Below are 17851 nucleotides of genomic sequence, written 5' to 3' on the forward strand. Positions count from 1 at the left end.
GGCGCACTAACTGGCCTGGCCGTGTCCATCGGCCGAACGGTAGTGATAGTCGCGGTACCTGCGGTGACCGCCGAGGTCCCACCGTCGTCCCGCGAATGTATTCTCTACCAGTGTAAGAAATGCCAGCGCAAAAATCGGTTTGCAGGAGCTACCGGAAGCAACCTTCGTCTGACCTGCAGTACGCGCGGCAGTGGGACTGGTAGAGTCCATACTCGTAACAAATCGGGTTTTGAGTATAAATGTTGCGTGAGAGACAACCCCATTCAACAACTAATCGTAGATTTGGTACATAAAGGAACCTAAGTAAGAGGTAATAACGTCGATTTATTCCTACGATATTCTACCGGTTTGATAGCAGGGGGCTTCGACGTGTTCTTACACGACCATGCACATGAAAGTTCGATGCAGGGCCAAAACCTACAATATCTCGCAACGTTTTTGGTTGGGGAACGCATTCGGCTTACATGGATAAACGTTCTCAGCGGAAAGGTCAGTTCACCGATAAGCTCGACGTACCGGAGGCGTTGACGTTCGACGACGTACTTTTGCGACCGAAGGAGAGCCGCGTCGAACCCGACGAGGCCGACGTCTCGACTCGCGTCTCGACCAACGTCGACCTCAACGTTCCGATTCTGTCGGCCGCGATGGACACCGTGACCGAGAGCGACATGGCGATTGCGATGGCCCGACAGGGCGGTCTCGGCGTCCTCCACCGGAGTCTGGACGTGGAGGACGCCGTGGCGGAAGTCGAGCGCGTCAAGCGCGCCGACGAACTCGTCATCCGGGACGTCGTGACGGCCGCGCCCGACCAGACGGTCCGCGACGTGGACGCGATGATGGAGCGCGAAGGCGTCTCGGGTGCGCCCGTTACCGGCGACGACGGCGACGTGTTGGGCATCATCTCGGGTACCGACATCCGGCCGTACCTCGAAGTCGGCGAGAGCGACGAGGTGCGCGAGGCGATGACCGACGAGGTCGTCACCGCGGGCGAGGACGTAACCGCTCGGGAGGCGCTCGAACTCATGTACGAACACAAAATCGAGCGGGTCCCCATCGTCGACGAGGATGGCCATCTGACCGGTCTCGTGACGATGCAGGGCATCCTCCAGCGCCGCGAGTATCAAGACGCCGTCCGCGACGAGAACGACCATCTCCGGGTCGGCGTCGCCGTGGGTCCGTTCGAGGAAGAGCGTGCTGTCGCTACCGACGAAGCGGGCGCGGACGTTCTGTTCATCGACTGTGCGCACGCCCACAACATGAACGTGATCGAGGGCGCGCGTGCCATCAAAGCGCAGGTCGAGGCCGACGTGGTCGTCGGCAACGTCGGCACCCGCGAGGCCGCCGAGGACATCGTGGACTTCGCCGACGGCATCAAGGTCGGTATCGGCCCCGGTTCGATCTGCACGACGCGCGTGGTCAGCGGTGCGGGCATGCCTCAAATCACGGCCATCGCCGAAGTCGCAGACGTGGCGGCCGACCACGACGTGCCGGTCATCGCCGACGGTGGCATCCGGTACTCCGGCGACGCGATCAAGGCTATCGCGGCGGGCGCAGACGCCGTGATGCTCGGGTCCTACTTCGCGGGCACCGACGAAGCGCCGGGTCGAGTCATCACCGTGGACGGCAAGAAGTACAAGCAGTACCGCGGCATGGGGTCGGTCGGCGCGATGCAGTCGGGCGACGGCGACCGCTATCTCAAGGACGAACCCGAGGACGACGAGGAGTACGTCCCCGAGGGCGTCGAGGCCGCCGAACCATACAAGGGGAGCCTCGAAAGCGAACTCTTCCAACTCGTCGGCGGGATGCAGTCGGGCATGGGCTACGTCGGCGCGCCGACGATTCCGGAGTTCAAGCAGCGAAGCGAGTTCGTCCGGGTCTCCTCGGCGGGCCAGACCGAGGGCCACCCCCACGACGTGATGATCACCGACGAAGCGCCCAACTACAGCCCTACCGAGTAACGACTCGGTCGAAAATCGAGCGACGAAACCAGCGGCGGCGATTAGCTCGCCGCCGTCTCGCAGTTCGGACTACAGTACTCGGTTTCGGCAGCGTTCGAACTCTCGAGCGCTTCGAACTCGTCACCGCAGTTCTCGCAGGTGTAGGTCTCGAAGTCCGACATCGTTTGCAACGCCTCCAACGAGGGGTTTGGGCGTTGATTTCGTTATATCCTGTGATTTTCGGCGGTCCTCGGTTCGATGCCGGACGAGTGGCCGCGTTCCGGTTCCGGAGAGTCCCTCTACGCTCGAAACGCTCCTCGAAGAGGCTTCGACGCACTCGAAGCGGTACGTACCAGCACCGACCAAATCGACGCCGACCGGGTCGGTGGCCGTCCTCCTCCGAAACGTTCAGAACCGTAGAACTGGAACTCCCACCGATGACTGTCGGAGTCCGCGTGGCCGAGACCGAGTCCGAACGAGAGGACGCCCTCTCGGTCCGTTTCGAGGTGTTCGTCGAGGAACAGGGCGTCCCCGAAGACCTCGAAGTCGACGGCGAGGACGACGAGGCCATCCACTTCGTGGGTTACGAGTCGGCCGAATCGAACGCCGAAGCGACCGAGTCGAACGAGGAACCGGCCGACGTCAGCAGTCGTCGGCCGGTCGCCGCGGGTCGTCTCCGAGAAGTCGGCGACGACGCCGGCAAAGTCGAACGAATTGCAGTCGTGGAAGACCGCCGTGGCGAAGGGGTGGGTCGAGCGATTATGGACGAACTCGAAGCGACCGCCGCGGAACGCGGCCTGTCGACGCTCGTCATGCACGCCCAGAGACCGGTCGAGGAGTTCTACCGGAAACTCGGCTACGAGACCACCAGCGACGTGTTCGAGGAGGCGGGGATTCCCCACGTCGAGATGGAGAAGTCGCTCGACTGAACGCTTTTCACCGGTTCTCTCGTCGGTTCGGACGTGAAACTCGTCCTCTGTGGCCCGCCCGGCGTGGGCAAGACCACCGTCGCCCAGCGTCTCCAGAGCCGACTCGGTGCTGCGGGCCGCGATTTCCGACTCCTCCACTCCGACGACTTCTCCCGAAACACCTACCGGCAGATGTACGAGCACGTGATCGACGCCGACCCGGACACCGACTGGATTCTCGACGGAACGTTCTATCAGCGGGAGTGGCAGGACCGCTTCCGGGCGCTCCCCGACGCGCATCTCGTCTATCTGACCGCGAGTCTGGAGACCGCGCTGGAGCGAAATCGTGAACGAGAGGACGCCATCGAGGAACGAGGCGTCCGCGTCATGCACGGGAAGTTCGAGACGCCGACGAACCCGGACCTGACGCTCGACACCGAGCGGTCGTCGGTGGGCGAGACGGTGGATGCGCTGGAGCGATATGTGCAGACGTGGATTTAATAAATATATGATTTCAATAAGAATGTGAAGACGGTAAAGACACGTATTTTTATTTCTCTCGAAAGTAACAGTTCGTGTGTTCGTTTTGGTAATTACGGTCTCGGAATCTTAGTCGTCTGCTGGAGCGCGAGCAGCGGGGCCACTACCGACGGAGGTCGGTTGCGTCACGGTCTGTAGAACACGATTGGCACGGAGTGGGAGGGCAAATCCCCAGAGGAGGGCCCTGGGAAATAGGAAGGGTAAACTGGAGACCTTCTCCGAGCCAGACGACGCCCGGGATGCCCCCACCGACCGGCGATGAAGAGGACGGTCACTGCAGTACGGAGTGAGCCAGTCACGTCGAGCGCGGGCACGGCGAACCCCTACGATTGCAAGAATGAAGAGGACGCCGAGATGGGCGTGGCCGCCGATCATACAGCCGGGGACGCCTTGGCCACCGGAGTCAATGCGGATCCACTAATTCGTTTAGAGAAACCCGATCAAAATCACTAGCGCCTAGCGGCTTGGCGGCCCGCTTGTACTCCCGAATTACGTCCAAAGCCCACGACCGAACGGTCTCGTTCGTACTTTCGATTCCCACTAGCGGTTCACCGATGTCGGATTGGCTGTTAGCGATGATCAGGGTATCATCGAAGATAAACAGGTTACAGGGAACCGACCCGTCGTGGAGAAACACGTTCCCGCCGGCCTCGATGTACTCTCGCCAACGGGGCAACCGGTCAGTACGCTCGAGCAGATAGTAGTATTCCTCGGCCGAGATTACGTGTTCAGTTTCGAGGTCACCGTTCACGACGCTGTCGCGCATTACTCTCTCGAATGCTAATGGGGGCGCTACGCCCACGAGGCAGTGAAACGCGGAAGCATCACCGAGGAGTTCGGTCAGATACGACGTCGTCGATGTTGGTTCAGCAGGGGCTGGGCGTCTGATGGTTACGTCCTTGAAGTGAGCGAGGTCGATATCGACGACGTCCCTCGGGAGCCATGCGACTAGATCTCCGAGTTTTCTGATCGCTGCCATCGACTCGACGAACGGCCCTAGTTCGGCCATCACCTGTTCTCCCGTCGGAGTCGCTCTGTATCCCCCATCTGCTGACCGATGTACCCAACCCCGCTGCTCGAACTCCTTGATGATCCGATCGATGGACGTCCGAGCAATTTCCGTCGTTTCCTCCACCTCCTTACGCGTGTACGACTCACTGGTGAGGGTGTCCAGTATCCGAACTCGGCTCTCCGACCGGGCGAGATACGCGACGTCGTCTAACGCTCCCGTCGCAAATTGGTTTGAACCCCCCATCTCGTTAGCCACTACCTTGTTATCACTTAACAAGGTTTCTACAGTGGGGATGCACCCCACGCCTCGAGCAATTCCCCACGGGATAATGGATTATAGCTCCTCACCGAACGGTTCCCCGGAGGGGCAGTCCGATGGCGACCACAGATTCGCTCGAAGAAACGACAGTCGAAGTGTTCAACGAACAGATACACGGGGGAGTGACCCTGCCCGACGACGAGGGTTACGACGAGGCGCGAACGGTCTGGAACGCGATGATCGACCGCGAACCAGCGCTCATTGTCCGCTGTTCCGGAACTGCCGATGTCATCACGGCCATCAACTTCGCACGTGAATTCGATTTACGACTCGCAGTCAGAGGCGGAGGCCACAACGTCGCTGGGACGGCCGTCTGTGACGACGGACTGGTGATCGATCTTTCCCCCATGAACAGCGTGCGAGTCGATCCCGACAGTAAGACAGCATACGTGGAGGGTGGCGCTACTTGGGGGGACTTCGATCACGAAGCTCAGGCGTTCGGCCTCGCCACGACCGGCGGAATCGTCTCGACCACGGGCGTAGCCGGAGTCACGCTCGGCGGCGGGTTGGGTTATCTCGCTCGGACGTACGGCCTCGCACACGATAACCTTCGGTCGATGAACGTGGTCACTGCCGATGGGGAGTTGGTGAAGGCCAGTGAGAACGAGAACGCCGACCTATTCTGGGGAATGCGCGGTGGAGGCGGAAACTTCGGTGTCGCGACCTCCTTCGAGTTCGAACTCCACGAAGTCGGCCCTGAGGTGCTCGCGGGGCGGGTTCTTCATCCCTACGAGGCTGCCTCGGATTTCCTCCGGCAGTATCGCGACTTCATGCACGACGCCCCTGACGAGGTACAAGCGTACGCGGCGTTCGTTCGGGGCAATCCGGCGATGGGACTACCAGAACCACTACACGGGGAGACCCTCGTCGGGGCGGCCGTTCTCTATTCAGGGGACGTCGAAGCCGGAAAGGAGGCTCTCAGGCCGCTTCGAGAGTTTGGCGACCCGTTGGCCGATACGATACAGCCGGTTCCCTACACCGCCCATCAACAGAGTTCCGACGAACTCTATCAGGAGGGGCACCGGAACTATTGGAAGTCCCACTTTCTCGATGAACTCTCGGACAACGCCATCGACACGATAGTCGAGCACGCGGATCCCCTCCCGACGGCCTTCACGACCGTGTTCTTCGAGTGGATGGGCGGAGCGATTGCTCGAGCGGATCCGGACGCGACGGCCTTCCCACACCGGGACGCTACGGTATCGTTCACGGTCGCTCCGAAGTGGACTGATCCAGCCATGGACGAGGAACTCACCGACTGGGCTCGTGAGTTCTTCGAGGCCACAGCCCCCTACGCGACTGATGACGTGTACGTGAATTACCTCAGTGACGACGAACAGGAGCGAGCAAAGGCTGCGTACGGCGACCACTACGATCGGTTGATCGAACTCAAGAGGAAGTACGACCCCGAAAACGTATTCCGGACGAATCAAAATCTCGATCCGGGCGTCTGAGGTCGTCCGGCGAGTGCGGGGCCGAGGTTCGCTCGGCCATCGTGTCCGTGCCACCTGCGGACGCAATCCCCGACGCCGCCGTCGTAGAGGTCGAGGAGATCGCCTTCCGGCGGCGTTGGCAGACCTCCAAGCAACGCTCGTCGCCGATCTGCCGGGCTACGTCAGCGAGTACGGCGTTCACGAGTCCGACGACGACAACGTCGTGATCTACGCCGACGACTGTCCGGACGAACTGCAGGCCCGACCGTTGGCGGACCGCCTTTTAACTCCGAGGACGTCGACACTCGACTCGTTACGGGAGGGCGGACACCCCCGACCTTTGGAAGGTCGCATTCACGTCACTGATATCCGACATGATCTAAAAGGGATGCCACGCCGTCTCGAACACTGGAACGACCGCCAGAAGTACGGGCCGGAAGGGATTTGAACCCCTGACCGTCTGATTAAGAGTCAGACGCTCTCCCTAACTGAGCTACCGGCCCAACGCATTCCGAAGTAACCGGGTGCGACGTAAATACGTTTCCGTTTCGTCGGACTGTTACCCCTTTCGATATGGGTCGAAAACCAGACGACGGCCCGCCGATTTCCCATCGAATCCCGACTCGAACGCCACGGTTCGACCGCCTGATTTCGCCGTTTTCCCGCGATTTTCGCAACAGAGGCCGACAGTTCAGTCGTTTCGGCCGTACTCTACTCGTTCGAACTGTAGTTGGGCGCTTCGTCGGTGAGCATCACGTCGTGGGGGTGACTCTCCTGTTGGCCCGCCGAGGAGACCCGGACGAACTCGCTTCGCTGCTTGAACTCCGGAATCGTCGTCGTGGTCGTCGGTTACGTCACCCCTGAAATTCTGTTCGTATCGAGTACGTTGGATTATTTCTCTAACGCAGAATACATAGGGGAGTGAGCTTCCGTCGGGAGAAAACTCGCCGTTGGAGGGCCACGGACTACGAACTGCTCCCGGGAGTGTTAAGTGTAGTCCGAAGCTACGCCACAGTATCATGAGCGCCGGGATTACCATCTCCTCTATGTCCGACTACGCTATCCTGGGCTGTGGTAGCGTCGGCCACGCAGTCGCGGAGGAACTGGTGGAGCAGGGCAAAGACGTACTCATCATTGACCGGGACGCCGACCGAGTCGAAGCCCTGCGCGACCAGGACCTCAACGCCCAGACCGCCGACATCCGCGAAGACGACATTCACGAGACCATCGCGGACAACGAAGTCGTCCTCATCATGGCCTCGGACGTGGAAGCCAACAAGGAGGCCGTGCGGAACATCCGAGAGAACGGCGGCAACCAGTTCATCGTCGTGCGCGCGAGCGACCCCGTCTCCGAGGACGAACTGACCGAGTTGGGTGCGGACGTGGTCATCAACCCCTCGGAGGTCATCGCCGACTCGGCGCTTCGCGCGCTCGAAACCGGCGAACTGGAGTACAAGGCCCAACAGCTCGCGGAGGTCATCGAGTCGACGGACGACCGACTCGGCATCGTCACCCACGACAACCCCGACCCCGACTCCATCGCCAGTGCAGTCGCACTCCAGGCCATCGCCGACACGCTCGGCGTGGAGGCCGACATCCTCTACATCGGCGACATCGGCCACCAAGAGAACCGGGCGTTCGTCAACCTCCTCGGCATCGAACTCCTCCCCTACGCCGACGCCGACGAGGACGACTACGACACCATCGCGCTGGTGGACCACGCGAAGGCGACAGAGACGACGTTCGACCGACCGGTGGACATCTTCATCGACCACTTCGAACCCGACGAGGAGTACGAGGCCGACTTCGTGGACATCCGGCCGAGTGTGAGTTCGACCTCCACCATCATGACGAAGTACGTCCAGGAGTTCGACCTCAACGTCAGCGAAGAGGTCGCAACCGCGCTCCTCTACGGGATTCGTGCGGAGACGCTGGACTTCAAGCGCGACACCACTCCGGCGGACCTGACCGCCGCGGCGTACCTCTACCCCTTCGCCAACCACGACACCCTCGAACAGGTCGAGTCGCCGTCGATGTCGCCCGAGACGCTGGACGTGCTGGCGGAGGCCATCACCAACCGCGAGGTCCAGGGGAGCCACCTGGTGAGCAACGCGGGGTTCATCCGCGACCGTGACGCCCTGACGCAGGCCGCCTCCCACTTGCTGAATCTGGAAGGTATCACGACTACCGCCGTCTTCGGCATCGCCGAGGAGACCATCTATCTGGCGGCGCGCTCGAAGGACATCCGGATGAACATCGGCAAGATGCTACAGGACGCTTTCGGCGAAATCGGCGAGGCCGCGGGCCACTCGACGCAGGCCAGCGTCGAGATTCCGCTCGGCATCTTCACCGGTATCGAGACGACCGACGACAACCGCGACACCCTGCTCTCGCTGACCGAGGAAGCCGTCAAGCGAAAACTGTTCGACGCGATGGGCGTCGAGAGCGGCGAAGGGTCGAACGGGAGCTAACACCCGGACTCTGGCGTTCCGGCACGCTCGCCGCAAATACGTCTACGGTGCGACTCGGTGTTTCCGACCACGGACGGCTCCCGAGAAGTAGAGTGCCTCGAAAAATCCCCCGAACGAGGCCCGAACCGACGTTCAGACGGCGACTTCCTCGTCGTCGGCTTCGGGTTGCTGGAGTCGTTCGATGGTGTCGTTGATGAGAACCACGTCGCCGACGGAGCGTACCCACCGGTACGGAATCATCACGCCGTTCTCGTTGCCGACCACGTCCGAGAACAGTTCGCGGTTGAGTTCGCCGAGGGCGAGTCCCGTGACGGCGCACGCGTCCACGTTCAATCGCACGTCCTCGACTTCGCCGACGAAGACGCCGTTGTTGGAGTACACCTCCCGACCGACTAGATTCGTAATCTCCTGCGGTGTTCCGTCCATGTAGACAACGATTGTCTGGGTGGGTCTTAACTTTTGGCAGAAGACGCCGAAATCACCGCCATAGTCAGCGACTCGAAAGTATCCTCGCCGCCGAAGCTGAGAGCCGCCCTCAGACGCATTACCGGCCGCGAACCCGACCTTCTCGTTTCGTCTTCTTCCCCGATTCTCGACGTGTCCGACGCTATTGACAGCAGTCGAAGCAGTCGAGACGAGAACCCGACCCCGCTTCCTTCGAGCGAGTCGGAGGTCGCTTTCGAGGAGTCCCAAGTCGTCGCGCGAGTCGTGTCGTGATTACTGGAGAATAGATAACTGTTTCTGAGAATCTTCTTTCTTTCTCTTAGTATTCTATAGTCGTGTCTAGAAATCAGGTCTGATTCCGGTGACCAGTGTTGGCCGACCAGTGTTCGCCGACCACCGCCCGTCTCCCGCCGAACACGACACACCGATTACCACCCATCGACCACCGCGAGCGGCGTCACGCGGTGAGTGAGTCCAGCACGTCGGCGAAGCGGTCGAGACCTGTCCGGACCGTCGCGAGGTCCTGGCACGCGCTGATGCGGAACGAGTCGGAGTCGTCGAAGAACCGACCGGGGACGACCAGCACGCCGTTCTCCCACGCTGCATCGACGACGTCGTCGCCGTCGGCCGATTCGTGGCGGAGGAATGCGTAGGGGCAACCGGGTTCGACCCGGCCGGAGAGGTCCTCGCGCGAGGCGACGAACGTCGCGAGCGCTTCGTGGTTCGCCCGGATGCGCTCGCGGGACTCGTCGGCGAGTCGGTCCGCGTCCGCGAGAGCGCGCCGGGCCAGTCGCCTGCTCGGTTCTGCGACCGGAACGAAGTGGTGGTCTATCGACCGGGCGCGAGCCACGAACTCCGCGTCGGCGATCAGCCACCCGATTCGCAGGTCGCCGAAGCCGAGGAACTTGGTCAGCGAACTCGTGACGACCGTGTTCGGAAGTCCGACCGCGGAGGGGCCGCCGAAGGGTCCGTCTCCGGACTCCGTGTCGAACGGTGCGTACACCTCGTCCACGAGCAACTTCGCGCTCTCCTCGCCGACGTAACGAGCGACCGTGGCGAAGGTCTCACGACTGGTCCGGCGACCGCTCGGATTGTGGCGGTTCGTCACCGTGACGAGCGCGGAGTTTTCGACCGTCGCGCCCGAGACGCGCTCGGGGTCGAGCGAGTACTCCTCCTCGTCGGGTCGGCGGAACCGGTCGATGGTCGCGCCCATGCCCTCCGGCGTCGCCAGCAGCGGTTCGTACCCCGGTTTCTCGACCAGTACGCGGTTCGTCTCGGTCGCCTCGGACTCGTCGTCGGCCGTGGCGGAGTCGTCGGCGGTCGTCGCACGGTCCTCGGCCTGCGAGAGCGCAGTCGCGGCCGCGAGGAGGTTGGCGTGGGTCGCACCTGCGGTCACGAGCACGTTCTCGGGTTCGACGCCGTATATCGCCGCGAGTTGAACCTCCACGGTGGTCTCGGGCGTCCGCGTCGCAGTGAGCGCCTGCGGAATCACCGCACTGTTTTCGGGCGGCGCGCGACGGAGATCCGACGAACCGAGGTCGAACTCGGCTTTGGCGGGTCTCCCGGTAATCCAGTTGAGGTACGCGATGTCGGAGAACACGTCTCCGTGTTTGGGCACCGGGGAGTTAACGTTCGGGATACGATGACGACCATGACAATGCATGCAGTCGCCTTATCTACCGACGAACCCAGTCTGTTAGTACGACTCCTCCGAGAACTATGTCTGAAAACCCAAGCGAGGCCAAGTCCGAGACGGGAGGAAACGCGACCGGAGTCCCAACGCCGGAACCCGCACCGACCGCGGACCTGCACACCGGGGAGGAACCCTCGGAGAAGCTCGACGCCGCTTTCGAACTGCTCGCCGAACCGCTCCGTCGAGACGCGCTCTACCACCTCGCCGACGAGGAGAGCGTCGGACTCGACTCGCTCGCCGAGGACATCGCCGCGAAGTTGGACGACGAGACCGACGCCCAGTCGCTGACGGTCGAACTCCACCACGTTCACCTGCCGAAACTGGAGTCACACGGCGTCGTGGCCTACGACCCCGAGCGCGGTACTGTCCGCTATCGCAGTCGCGCGTGGCTGGACGAGTGGCTCGAACACGTCCGGCGCGAAGAGTCCGACTAACTGTTTCCCTCCTACGTTCGACCCCGTCGCGGACTCGCTACGTGTCACATGTCCTACCTATCCGGCAGAACTCGCAGAAGTTCTCGACCAGTCGCTTGCCCGCGTCGGTCAGGATGCTCTCGGGATGGAACTGCACCCCGACGTGCGGTCGCTCGCGGTGGCGAACCCCCATGACGACGCTTCGCCGGTCGGCGTCTCGGTCGCTGACCGTCCGGGCCGCGATTTCGAGGCTGTCGGGCACGTCCTCGCTCTCGACCGCCAGCGAGTGGTAGCGCCCCACCTCGAAGGTCTCGGGCAGGCCCGCGTAGATGCCCTCGCCGTCGTGAGTCACGACCGAGGGCTTGCCGTGGACCACCTCGGGCGCGTGGCCGACCGCCGCGCCCTCGGCGGCACAGAGGGCCTGATGGCCGAGACAGACGCCGAGGATGGGGTAGTCGGTGCGCTCGAACAGCGGGATGGAGATGCCCGCGTCCTCTGGAGTTCCCGGTCCTGGCGAGACGACGATGCCGTCGGGGTCGAGTTCTCGAACCTCGGAGACGGTGACGGCGTCGTTGCGCCGGACCGTCACCTCGGGGTCGAACTCGCCGACGTACTGGACGAGATTGTAGACGAACGAGTCGTAGTTGTCGATGACGAGAACGGACATTGCTTGGGAGTTCGGAAATTCGGGTTCGTGGTCGTTGGTTGGTCGTGAAGCGGCTAATCCCCTTCGGAACTCCGTGCCGGTCTTTGTCGGAGTGTTAGGTCGTGAGTTCGTGAAGCAGTCGCTCACGTCCGTTCCCGACGCCCAGGCGCAGTTGGCGCGGAACAAAGCCGCTCCAGTGCGCGCCGACGGCGTTCGGTTGCGAAAGTTCAGTCCTCGACTCGGAGTTCCGCCTCGTCGTCCAGCGCGTCGTCCATCGCGCGGACGAGCGCCCGGCCCTTGTCCAGCGTCTCCTCGTACTCGGCGTCGGGGTCCGAGTCGTGGACGATGCCCGCGCCGACCCGGAGGTAATAGCGCTCGCCCGCCCGGACCATCGTCCGGATGGTCATGTTCAAAGTCGCGCGCTGGTCGAAACCGACCACGCCGATAGCTCCGGTGTAGGGGCCGCGCCGGGTCGATTCGAGTTCGTCGATTATCTCCATCGTCCGGGGCTTGGGCGCGCCCGTGATGGTCCCGCCGGGGAACACCGCGGCGATGGCGTCAGCGAGGGAGGCGTCGGGTCGGCGTCGACCCTCGACTTTCGAGACGGTGTGCATCACCTCCGAATAGCGGTCGATGCGGCGATACTCCGAGACCTCGACCGACCCGAACTCGCAGACCTTCCCGAGGTCGTTGCGTTCGAGGTCCACCAGCATCGCGTGCTCGGCGTGTTCCTTCTCGCTGTCGAGGAGTTCGCGTTCGAGGGCGCGGTCCTCGGCCGGGGTCTCCCCTCGTGGGCGCGTTCCGGCGATGGGTTCGGTCACGAGTCGGTCGCCCTCGCAGTCTATCAGGAGTTCCGGACTCGCGCTGACCAAGTCCACGCCCGGAAACTCCACCAGCGCCGAGTAGGGCGCGGGGTTGACCCGCCGGAGGGCGGCGTAGGCCGAGACCGGGTGAACTCCCGCGGGCGCGACGAGTCGCTGGGAGACGTTGGCCTGAAACGTCTCGCCGTCCCGGACGTACGCCTTGACTCGGCGCACTCGGTCGGCGTACTCCTCGTGGCCGACCTCGTTGCGGAACGTCGCCGCCTCGGCGTCGGCCGGAGGGTCCCCTGCGGTCGGGTCGCCCTCGCGCGCTCGGCGGGCGAGTTCGCGGGCGCGGGAGAGCGCCCGGTCGTACGCGTCCGCGACGGCCGAATCCGCGGTGGCCGAGGCCGTGCCGGGTTCGACCCGCGGACAGCAGATGATTCGGAGTTCGGTCGGCCCGTCGTCGCGGGGTTCGCGCCACGCCGCCACGCGGTCGTAGACGCCCAACTGGAGGCGCGGGAGTCCCCGGTCGTCGTCGGTCGTATCCGGGAGGTCCTCCAACTCGCGGGCGAGGTCGTAGGAGAACCACCCGAACGCGCCGCAGGGGTACGGCACCTCGCAGTCGCCGCGGACGAGTCGCTCGTCGGCGAGCAGGCCGTCGAGCGCGTCGAAGCCTCCGGGCGTGTCCGGCGTGGCGTCGGTCCTCACCCACCGCTCGGGGTCGGTGGCGAAGTAGCCCCAACCGTCCTGCCCGCCCGTGGTTTCGAGGTACACCCCGCCCTCGTCGTCGCGCGCCCGCCGGTAGGCGTCGTACGGGTCCCCGACCTCTACCCGGAGTTCGACCGGGATTCGGGCCTGAGCGTCGAGTTCGGCCGCGAGTCGTTCGAACTCCCCGCGGGGCGTGACTGCTCGCGTCTCGCTCACACCGATACGTACTGAACCGGGAGTTATCTGTGAATCGGTTTTCGGGTCGGCGACGCTACACTGCCATCGACTCGGACGAATCGCTCGACCCATTTCGGCACCGTGTCGATGGCATGCGTCCCGTGCTGGCCGACAATCTCAGAGAGTTGGTCTCGACGCCGCGACGGACGCTGGAGTGGGTGCTGACGACCACCTGCTGTTCCTGAACGTGAGCAATATTTTAGTTTATTTAGAACATATAAGAGAGTTCTTAACTCGTATATGTAGATGTAGTAGAATAGAATATATTTCTCCATGCCCGCTGTCGAAATGCGTCACTCCGATTCGGAGTCGGGACTATCTGGAGACTGGTCGTCGGTATCGACGCGAAAAATCGGAAAGTCGCGCGGCGGTTAGAAGTTGACTTCGGACTCGCCGATGACCGCGGTCTTGTCGCTTCCGGATGCGCTCCAGATGACTTTGACAGTCATTCCATCCTTAATTTTGGAATCGTCGCTGTCCTCAGCGATGGAAACGCTATCACCAGCGGTGATTTTGTCGCTCCAACTACTTCCGCCACTTTTGAAGTTGTTGTCGCCATCTGCACCGGTTTCAGCGCCCCATGCGTTCGTACCGTCGATACTGACGTTCACCTGCGACGACTCTACACCGTCACCACCGTCGTGGGTGATGTTGACGGCATCGTTACTGCCGACTGCATCCTGAGAATACTTGAACGTGAACTGCGCGTTCGGACTTGCCTGACTTACTCGGTCGCCGAGACCGAGGACGAACGTCCCGATGACGGCAGCGAGGATGACCGTAATCGCCACCATCAGGATGACGCCGATGACGGGACTGACCGCTCGTTCTTCGTCACCGCCGACGAACGACTTGAGTGCGTTTTTCAGTTCCATCGTCAGAGCGAGACCTCGGATTCGCCGATGACTGCGGTCTTGTCGCTCCCTGAGGCCGTCCAGATGACCTTCACGGTGTCACCGTCTTCGATAGGGTCTCCGGAGGCTGAACTGCCTTCTGCAATGGAGAGTTCATCACCGGCAGTTATTTTATCGGTCCAACCGTTGCTGACATCCGCAAATAGAGCATTAGTGTACCCCGGTCCTGGCGTACTGTTGATACTGCTATCGTTGTACGCGTTCATGCCGTCAATAGTCACTGTCAACTGCTCTGCTTCGACACCGTCTCCACCATCGTGGGAGATATTCACGGCATCATCGCTACCGTGTTGGGTGTATTCAAATGTGAACTGCGCGTTCGGACTCGCTTGACTCACTCGGTCGCCGAGACCGAGAACGAACGTTCCAATCACCGCCGCCAGAATCACCGTGATCGCCACCATCAGGATGACGCCGATGACCGGCGAGACCGCGCCGTCGTCTTCGAAGAGTGCTTTGATGTTCATGTTTCGTATGTCTCCGTTTTCCCGCACGTTATCACGTTTGAGAAGTGGCCACACCCTTTATCTGAGGTGGCGAGCAACGCATACTCGTCGGCGGGGGACCGCTAAGTCCGCCCCAGCCCGGCACTTCTCTGTCGGTGACACGTGCTTATTTCCTCCGTTCTCAGGCCCCATATATAAATACTTCTTTACTTGAAAATACGATTATAGAACTTGATACGCTCGTGAAAGTTACGACCGACTGCACCTTACTAAACCGATGATCGGGAGAACGCGCAAATTTAAGATAGGGGATACGTATCTACAGCCAATGAGCCAGCAAGTCTCTCCAGAGACGCTTCGGTCCGCGCTTCAGTCGCTGGCCGCCCGCCTCGGAAAGACTCCTACTGTGGTCGACATGTACGAGAAGGGCAAGTACGCACCGAAGCGCTACCAAGAGGTCTTCGGGGGGTGGAACGAGGCGCTGGAGGCCGCCGGACTCGACCCCGAGGAAATGGGGAGCAAGCGCATCCCCGACCGAGAACTGCTGGCGGAACTCCAGCGACTCTACACGGAACTCGGCAAGCCCCCGACCCAACGCGACATGACCGAGCGCGGCGAGTACTCGAATCGCACCTACCAACTCCGATTCGGCAGTTGGTCGAAGGCGCTACAGGAGGCGATGCTCGACACCAACGACGGCATCTCGGAGGCCGAACTCCTCCGAGAGATAGAGCGCCTCGCCGACGAACTCGGCCGCGCACCGAAGGCGGCGGAGATGGACGAGCGCGGGGAGTACGCGCCCGTGACCTACCACCGTCGGTTCGGGTCGTGGCGACAGGCGCTCACGGAGGCCGACCTCGACGGCGACCGCCAGTGCGTCTCGAACGACGAGTTGCTCGCGGCCCTCCGAGAACTCGCGGACGAACTCGGCGAACCGCCGACGACCGAGGACGTGCGCGAGCGGGGCACCTACTCGCTCCGAATCTACTACGACCGCTTCGATTCCTTCTCCGCCGCGCGCGAGCAGGCGCTGAACGAGTGAGTTAGCCGCCGATTCCTCCGTCGTCCGGACGACGCGACAGACGCAATAGCTGTGCCGCCCGCGATAACCGCGCTACGGCCTCCCCGCGCTATCCGCCTCCCCGCACTACCCTCAACCGGAGAACTCCTCGTAGGAAATCGCGCCCTGGTCCACGATGGCCTGACTCTCGGGCACGTCGCCGTCCGGCGGCATGCTCCCCTCTGCGGGACCGCCGGGTTCCCCGCAGACGACTCGGCCCACCATCCCGAGCGTCTTGTGCGGGATACAGAAGTAGTCGTACGTCCCTTCGACCTCGAAGGTGTAGCTGAACGTCCCGCCCTCCTCCGAGATGATTTCGCTGTTCCAGGGGTCGGCGTCCTCCGGAATCCGGGTCACGCTCGCGCCACCGGTCCCCTCGGCGTACGCGGTCGAGGAGTGTGCGCCCGACTCGTTGACCCACTCCACGGTGGTTCCGGGTTGGACGAACAGGCCGATTGGGTCGAAGTAGTACTCGCTCCCATCCGTAATCATCGCAATCGGCCCGCTGCCCTGCGCCCCCTGCTCGTCCGCCGTCGTCCCGCCTTCCGTCCCCTCACCTTCCGTCGTTCCGGCCTCCGTGGTAGTCTCGGTCGTGGTGTCGCCACCGGCCGTCGTCTCGGTCTCGTTACCTCCGGTCGGGGCACCGCACCCTGCGAGTCCGCCCACCCCGACGGCGCTCACGCCACTCAGGAACGTTCGCCGTCTCATGACTCGTTCTAGCGCGCCGAGGCGGAATAAGCGCACGGCCGACCGAATCGTTCCTCGACCGTCCGGCGACCCACCGCTGGTGGGGGCGAGGAGGACCCGATTGCCCAACGGCTTTTCCGGACCGCGAACGTACCGAACGGCGTGTCCGAGCAGACCGGACGGGACGCTACCGCGACGTTCGATGCCGAGAGCGAGGATCGACGCCAGACCGGCGGCGCGGCGAACTGGCTCCTCGTGGAGGGCAACCGCCTGGTCGTCGCGGGCGGCGTTCTCGCGAGCGTCCTGGTGGCCCTGCTCGCGCTCGTGTGGTCGTTCGGCTTCACCGCCCTCCGGCCCGCGAGTCCGATGTACTTCTTGTTCAGTTCGCTCGTCACGGGCGACCTGACGCTCGTCACCGTCGTTCTCTCCATCAACCAACTCGTCCTCTCCCGGGAACTCGGCGCGCCGGGTACCCTGAGCGAACGCATTCAGGGGGCGGCCCAGTACCGGGCCGACGTGGAGGAGACCACCGACGTCGCGGCCAGTCCGAAGTCGCCCGCGCAGTTCCTTCGCTTTCTCCACGAACACGTCGAGTCCCAGACCCATCGAGTCGGGGAGGCCACGGCCACCGTCACCGACGAGGAGTTGCGCGAACGCCTCGACGACCTCACCTCGTCGCTGTTCGCCGACGCGTCGCTCGTAGGTCGAGCGCTCGAAGCGGACGACGGCATCTTCAGCGTGGTCTCGGCCACCATAGCGACGAACCACGCGGGCCAACTCCAGGATATCGCCGCTATCCGAGACGAGTACGCTGACTCTCTGCCCGACGACCTCGGCGACCGACTCGACGAACTCGAAACACACCTGCTCCAGATAGACGTGGCGCGAAACTACTTCAAGACGGTGTACGTCCAGAAGGAACTCGCCTACCTCTCCCGAATTTTGCTGTATGTCGGCGTCCCGGCGATCGTCGTCAGCGGTCTCGCGCTCGTGTTCTACAATGCGCTCGGCCCGTCGGCGGTCCCGACGCTGGCGGTCTACGTCGTCGTGGCCCTCGCGTTCACCGTCGGATTCGCGCCGCTGGCCATCCTGTTCGCGTTCGTCCTCCGACTCGCGTGGGTCGCCCAGCAGACCGCGAGCGTCGCGCCGTTCTCTGCCGGGCAGTATCGGCCCTGACGCCC

At 62.8% G+C, this 17851-nt stretch carries 17 protein-coding genes and 1 tRNA gene; 9 read left to right on the forward strand and 9 right to left on the reverse strand.

Features of this window, described 5'->3' with window-relative positions; genetic code table 11:
• The first annotated feature begins 464 nt into the window (after positions 1–464).
• From guaB to E2484_RS19100, 3 genes are all read left to right on the forward strand, one after another.
• A complete protein-coding gene (gene guaB / locus E2484_RS19090) occupies positions 465–1958 on the forward strand; it encodes an IMP dehydrogenase (protein ID WP_137286791.1) in 1494 nt (497 codons plus the stop codon).
• A gap of 416 nt (positions 1959–2374) precedes the next feature.
• Entirely contained in the window at positions 2375–2866 is a 492-nt protein-coding gene (locus E2484_RS19095; RefSeq protein ID WP_137286792.1) for a GNAT family N-acetyltransferase, read from the forward strand.
• Positions 2867–2899: 33 nt separating this feature from the next.
• Positions 2900–3346, forward strand: a complete 447-nt coding sequence (locus tag E2484_RS19100) for an ATP-binding protein (protein WP_137286793.1) — start codon at positions 2900–2902, stop codon at positions 3344–3346.
• A 442-nt stretch (positions 3347–3788) separates the two neighbouring features.
• Here the strand turns inward: E2484_RS19100 and E2484_RS19105 are convergent, their stop codons facing one another.
• Positions 3789–4640 carry a helix-turn-helix transcriptional regulator gene (locus E2484_RS19105; protein ID WP_137286794.1) on the reverse strand — a complete coding sequence of 284 codons (852 nt, stop codon included), beginning with the start codon at positions 4638–4640 and terminating at the stop codon, positions 3789–3791.
• 131 nt (positions 4641–4771) lie between these two features.
• On the opposite strand from E2484_RS19105, the gene E2484_RS19110 reads away from it, so the two are divergent.
• Positions 4772–6169 carry an FAD-binding oxidoreductase gene (locus E2484_RS19110; RefSeq protein WP_137286795.1) on the forward strand — a complete coding sequence of 466 codons (1398 nt, stop codon included), beginning with the start codon at positions 4772–4774 and terminating at the stop codon, positions 6167–6169.
• A gap of 408 nt (positions 6170–6577) precedes the next feature.
• On the opposite strand, the gene E2484_RS19115 is transcribed toward E2484_RS19110, so the two are convergent.
• Positions 6578–6651, reverse strand: a tRNA-Lys gene (locus tag E2484_RS19115).
• A 516-nt stretch (positions 6652–7167) separates the two neighbouring features.
• Here E2484_RS19115 and E2484_RS19120 point away from each other — a divergent pair.
• Positions 7168–8619 (forward strand): DHH family phosphoesterase, encoded by a 1452-nt coding sequence (locus E2484_RS19120; protein ID WP_137286796.1) that lies wholly within the window; start codon positions 7168–7170, stop codon positions 8617–8619.
• Between the two features lie 132 nt (positions 8620–8751).
• Here E2484_RS19120 and E2484_RS19125 read toward each other — a convergent pair whose 3' ends face one another.
• Both E2484_RS19125 and E2484_RS19130 read right to left on the reverse strand, forming a co-directional pair.
• Positions 8752–9045 carry a PRC-barrel domain-containing protein gene (locus E2484_RS19125; protein WP_137286797.1) on the reverse strand — a complete coding sequence of 98 codons (294 nt, stop codon included), beginning with the start codon at positions 9043–9045 and terminating at the stop codon, positions 8752–8754.
• A 475-nt stretch (positions 9046–9520) separates the two neighbouring features.
• Entirely contained in the window at positions 9521–10663 is a 1143-nt protein-coding gene (locus tag E2484_RS19130) for a pyridoxal phosphate-dependent aminotransferase (protein ID WP_137286798.1), read from the reverse strand.
• 119 nt (positions 10664–10782) lie between these two features.
• Here E2484_RS19130 and E2484_RS19135 point away from each other — a divergent pair, with 119 nt between their 5' ends.
• Complete coding sequence (locus tag E2484_RS19135; protein WP_321112745.1) at positions 10783–11190, forward strand: DUF7344 domain-containing protein; 408 nt, start codon at positions 10783–10785, stop codon at positions 11188–11190.
• Positions 11191–11227: 37 nt separating this feature from the next.
• On the opposite strand, the gene E2484_RS19140 is transcribed toward E2484_RS19135, so the two are convergent.
• Together E2484_RS19140 and pabB are read right to left on the reverse strand one after the other, a co-directional pair.
• Complete coding sequence (locus E2484_RS19140; RefSeq protein ID WP_137286799.1) at positions 11228–11836, reverse strand: anthranilate synthase component II; 609 nt, start codon at positions 11834–11836, stop codon at positions 11228–11230.
• 206 nt (positions 11837–12042) lie between these two features.
• On the reverse strand, positions 12043–13542 hold the full coding sequence (pabB, locus tag E2484_RS19145; protein ID WP_321112746.1) for an aminodeoxychorismate synthase, component I: 1500 nt from the start codon (positions 13540–13542) through the stop codon (positions 12043–12045).
• A 29-nt stretch (positions 13543–13571) separates the two neighbouring features.
• On the opposite strand from pabB, the gene E2484_RS25190 reads away from it, so the two are divergent.
• A complete protein-coding gene (locus tag E2484_RS25190) occupies positions 13572–13748 on the forward strand; it encodes a hypothetical protein (protein ID WP_170977414.1) in 177 nt (58 codons plus the stop codon).
• A 186-nt stretch (positions 13749–13934) separates the two neighbouring features.
• On the opposite strand, the gene E2484_RS19150 is transcribed toward E2484_RS25190, so the two are convergent.
• Together E2484_RS19150 and E2484_RS19155 are read right to left on the reverse strand one after the other, a co-directional pair.
• Positions 13935–14438: a type IV pilin domain-containing protein gene (locus E2484_RS19150; RefSeq protein WP_137286801.1), complete on the reverse strand. Its 504-nt coding sequence runs from the start codon at positions 14436–14438 to the stop codon at positions 13935–13937.
• 2 nt (positions 14439–14440) lie between these two features.
• Positions 14441–14944, reverse strand: a complete 504-nt coding sequence (locus tag E2484_RS19155) for a type IV pilin domain-containing protein (protein ID WP_137286802.1) — start codon at positions 14942–14944, stop codon at positions 14441–14443.
• Between the two features lie 307 nt (positions 14945–15251).
• Here E2484_RS19155 and E2484_RS19160 point away from each other — a divergent pair, with 307 nt between their 5' ends.
• A complete protein-coding gene (locus tag E2484_RS19160) occupies positions 15252–15965 on the forward strand; it encodes a homing endonuclease associated repeat-containing protein (protein WP_137286803.1) in 714 nt (237 codons plus the stop codon).
• 111 nt (positions 15966–16076) lie between these two features.
• Here E2484_RS19160 and E2484_RS19165 read toward each other — a convergent pair whose 3' ends face one another.
• Positions 16077–16691: a plastocyanin/azurin family copper-binding protein gene (locus E2484_RS19165; RefSeq protein WP_137286804.1), complete on the reverse strand. Its 615-nt coding sequence runs from the start codon at positions 16689–16691 to the stop codon at positions 16077–16079.
• A 141-nt stretch (positions 16692–16832) separates the two neighbouring features.
• On the opposite strand from E2484_RS19165, the gene E2484_RS19175 reads away from it, so the two are divergent.
• Complete coding sequence (locus tag E2484_RS19175; protein ID WP_170977426.1) at positions 16833–17846, forward strand: hypothetical protein; 1014 nt, start codon at positions 16833–16835, stop codon at positions 17844–17846.
• Positions 17847–17851: the final 5 nt, after the last annotated feature.

Source organism: Halorussus salinisoli, assembly GCA_005239435.1.
GTDB classification, from domain to species: Archaea; Halobacteriota; Halobacteria; order Halobacteriales; family Haladaptataceae; genus Halorussus; species Halorussus salinisoli.

Bases quoted from the DNA above. Each gene is read 5' to 3' on its own strand.
- E2484_RS19125 (WP_137286797.1), bottom strand. From the start codon at position 9,045: ATGGACGGAACACCGCAGGAGATTACGAATCTAGTCGGTCGGGAGGTG.
- E2484_RS19140 (WP_137286799.1), bottom strand. From the start codon at position 11,836: ATGTCCGTTCTCGTCATCGACAACTACGACTCGTTCGTCTACAATCTC.
- E2484_RS19165 (WP_137286804.1), bottom strand. From the start codon at position 16,691: ATGAGACGGCGAACGTTCCTGAGTGGCGTGAGCGCCGTCGGGGTGGGC.
- E2484_RS19110 (WP_137286795.1), top strand. From the start codon at position 4,772: ATGGCGACCACAGATTCGCTCGAAGAAACGACAGTCGAAGTGTTCAAC.
- guaB (WP_137286791.1), top strand. From the start codon at position 465: ATGGATAAACGTTCTCAGCGGAAAGGTCAGTTCACCGATAAGCTCGAC.
- E2484_RS19120 (WP_137286796.1), top strand. From the start codon at position 7,168: ATGAGCGCCGGGATTACCATCTCCTCTATGTCCGACTACGCTATCCTG.
- E2484_RS19155 (WP_137286802.1), bottom strand. From the start codon at position 14,944: ATGAACATCAAAGCACTCTTCGAAGACGACGGCGCGGTCTCGCCGGTC.
- E2484_RS19135 (WP_321112745.1), top strand. From the start codon at position 10,783: ATGTCTGAAAACCCAAGCGAGGCCAAGTCCGAGACGGGAGGAAACGCG.
- E2484_RS19150 (WP_137286801.1), bottom strand. From the start codon at position 14,438: ATGGAACTGAAAAACGCACTCAAGTCGTTCGTCGGCGGTGACGAAGAA.
- E2484_RS19095 (WP_137286792.1), top strand. From the start codon at position 2,375: ATGACTGTCGGAGTCCGCGTGGCCGAGACCGAGTCCGAACGAGAGGAC.
- E2484_RS19160 (WP_137286803.1), top strand. From the start codon at position 15,252: ATGAGCCAGCAAGTCTCTCCAGAGACGCTTCGGTCCGCGCTTCAGTCG.
- E2484_RS19105 (WP_137286794.1), bottom strand. From the start codon at position 4,640: ATGGGGGGTTCAAACCAATTTGCGACGGGAGCGTTAGACGACGTCGCG.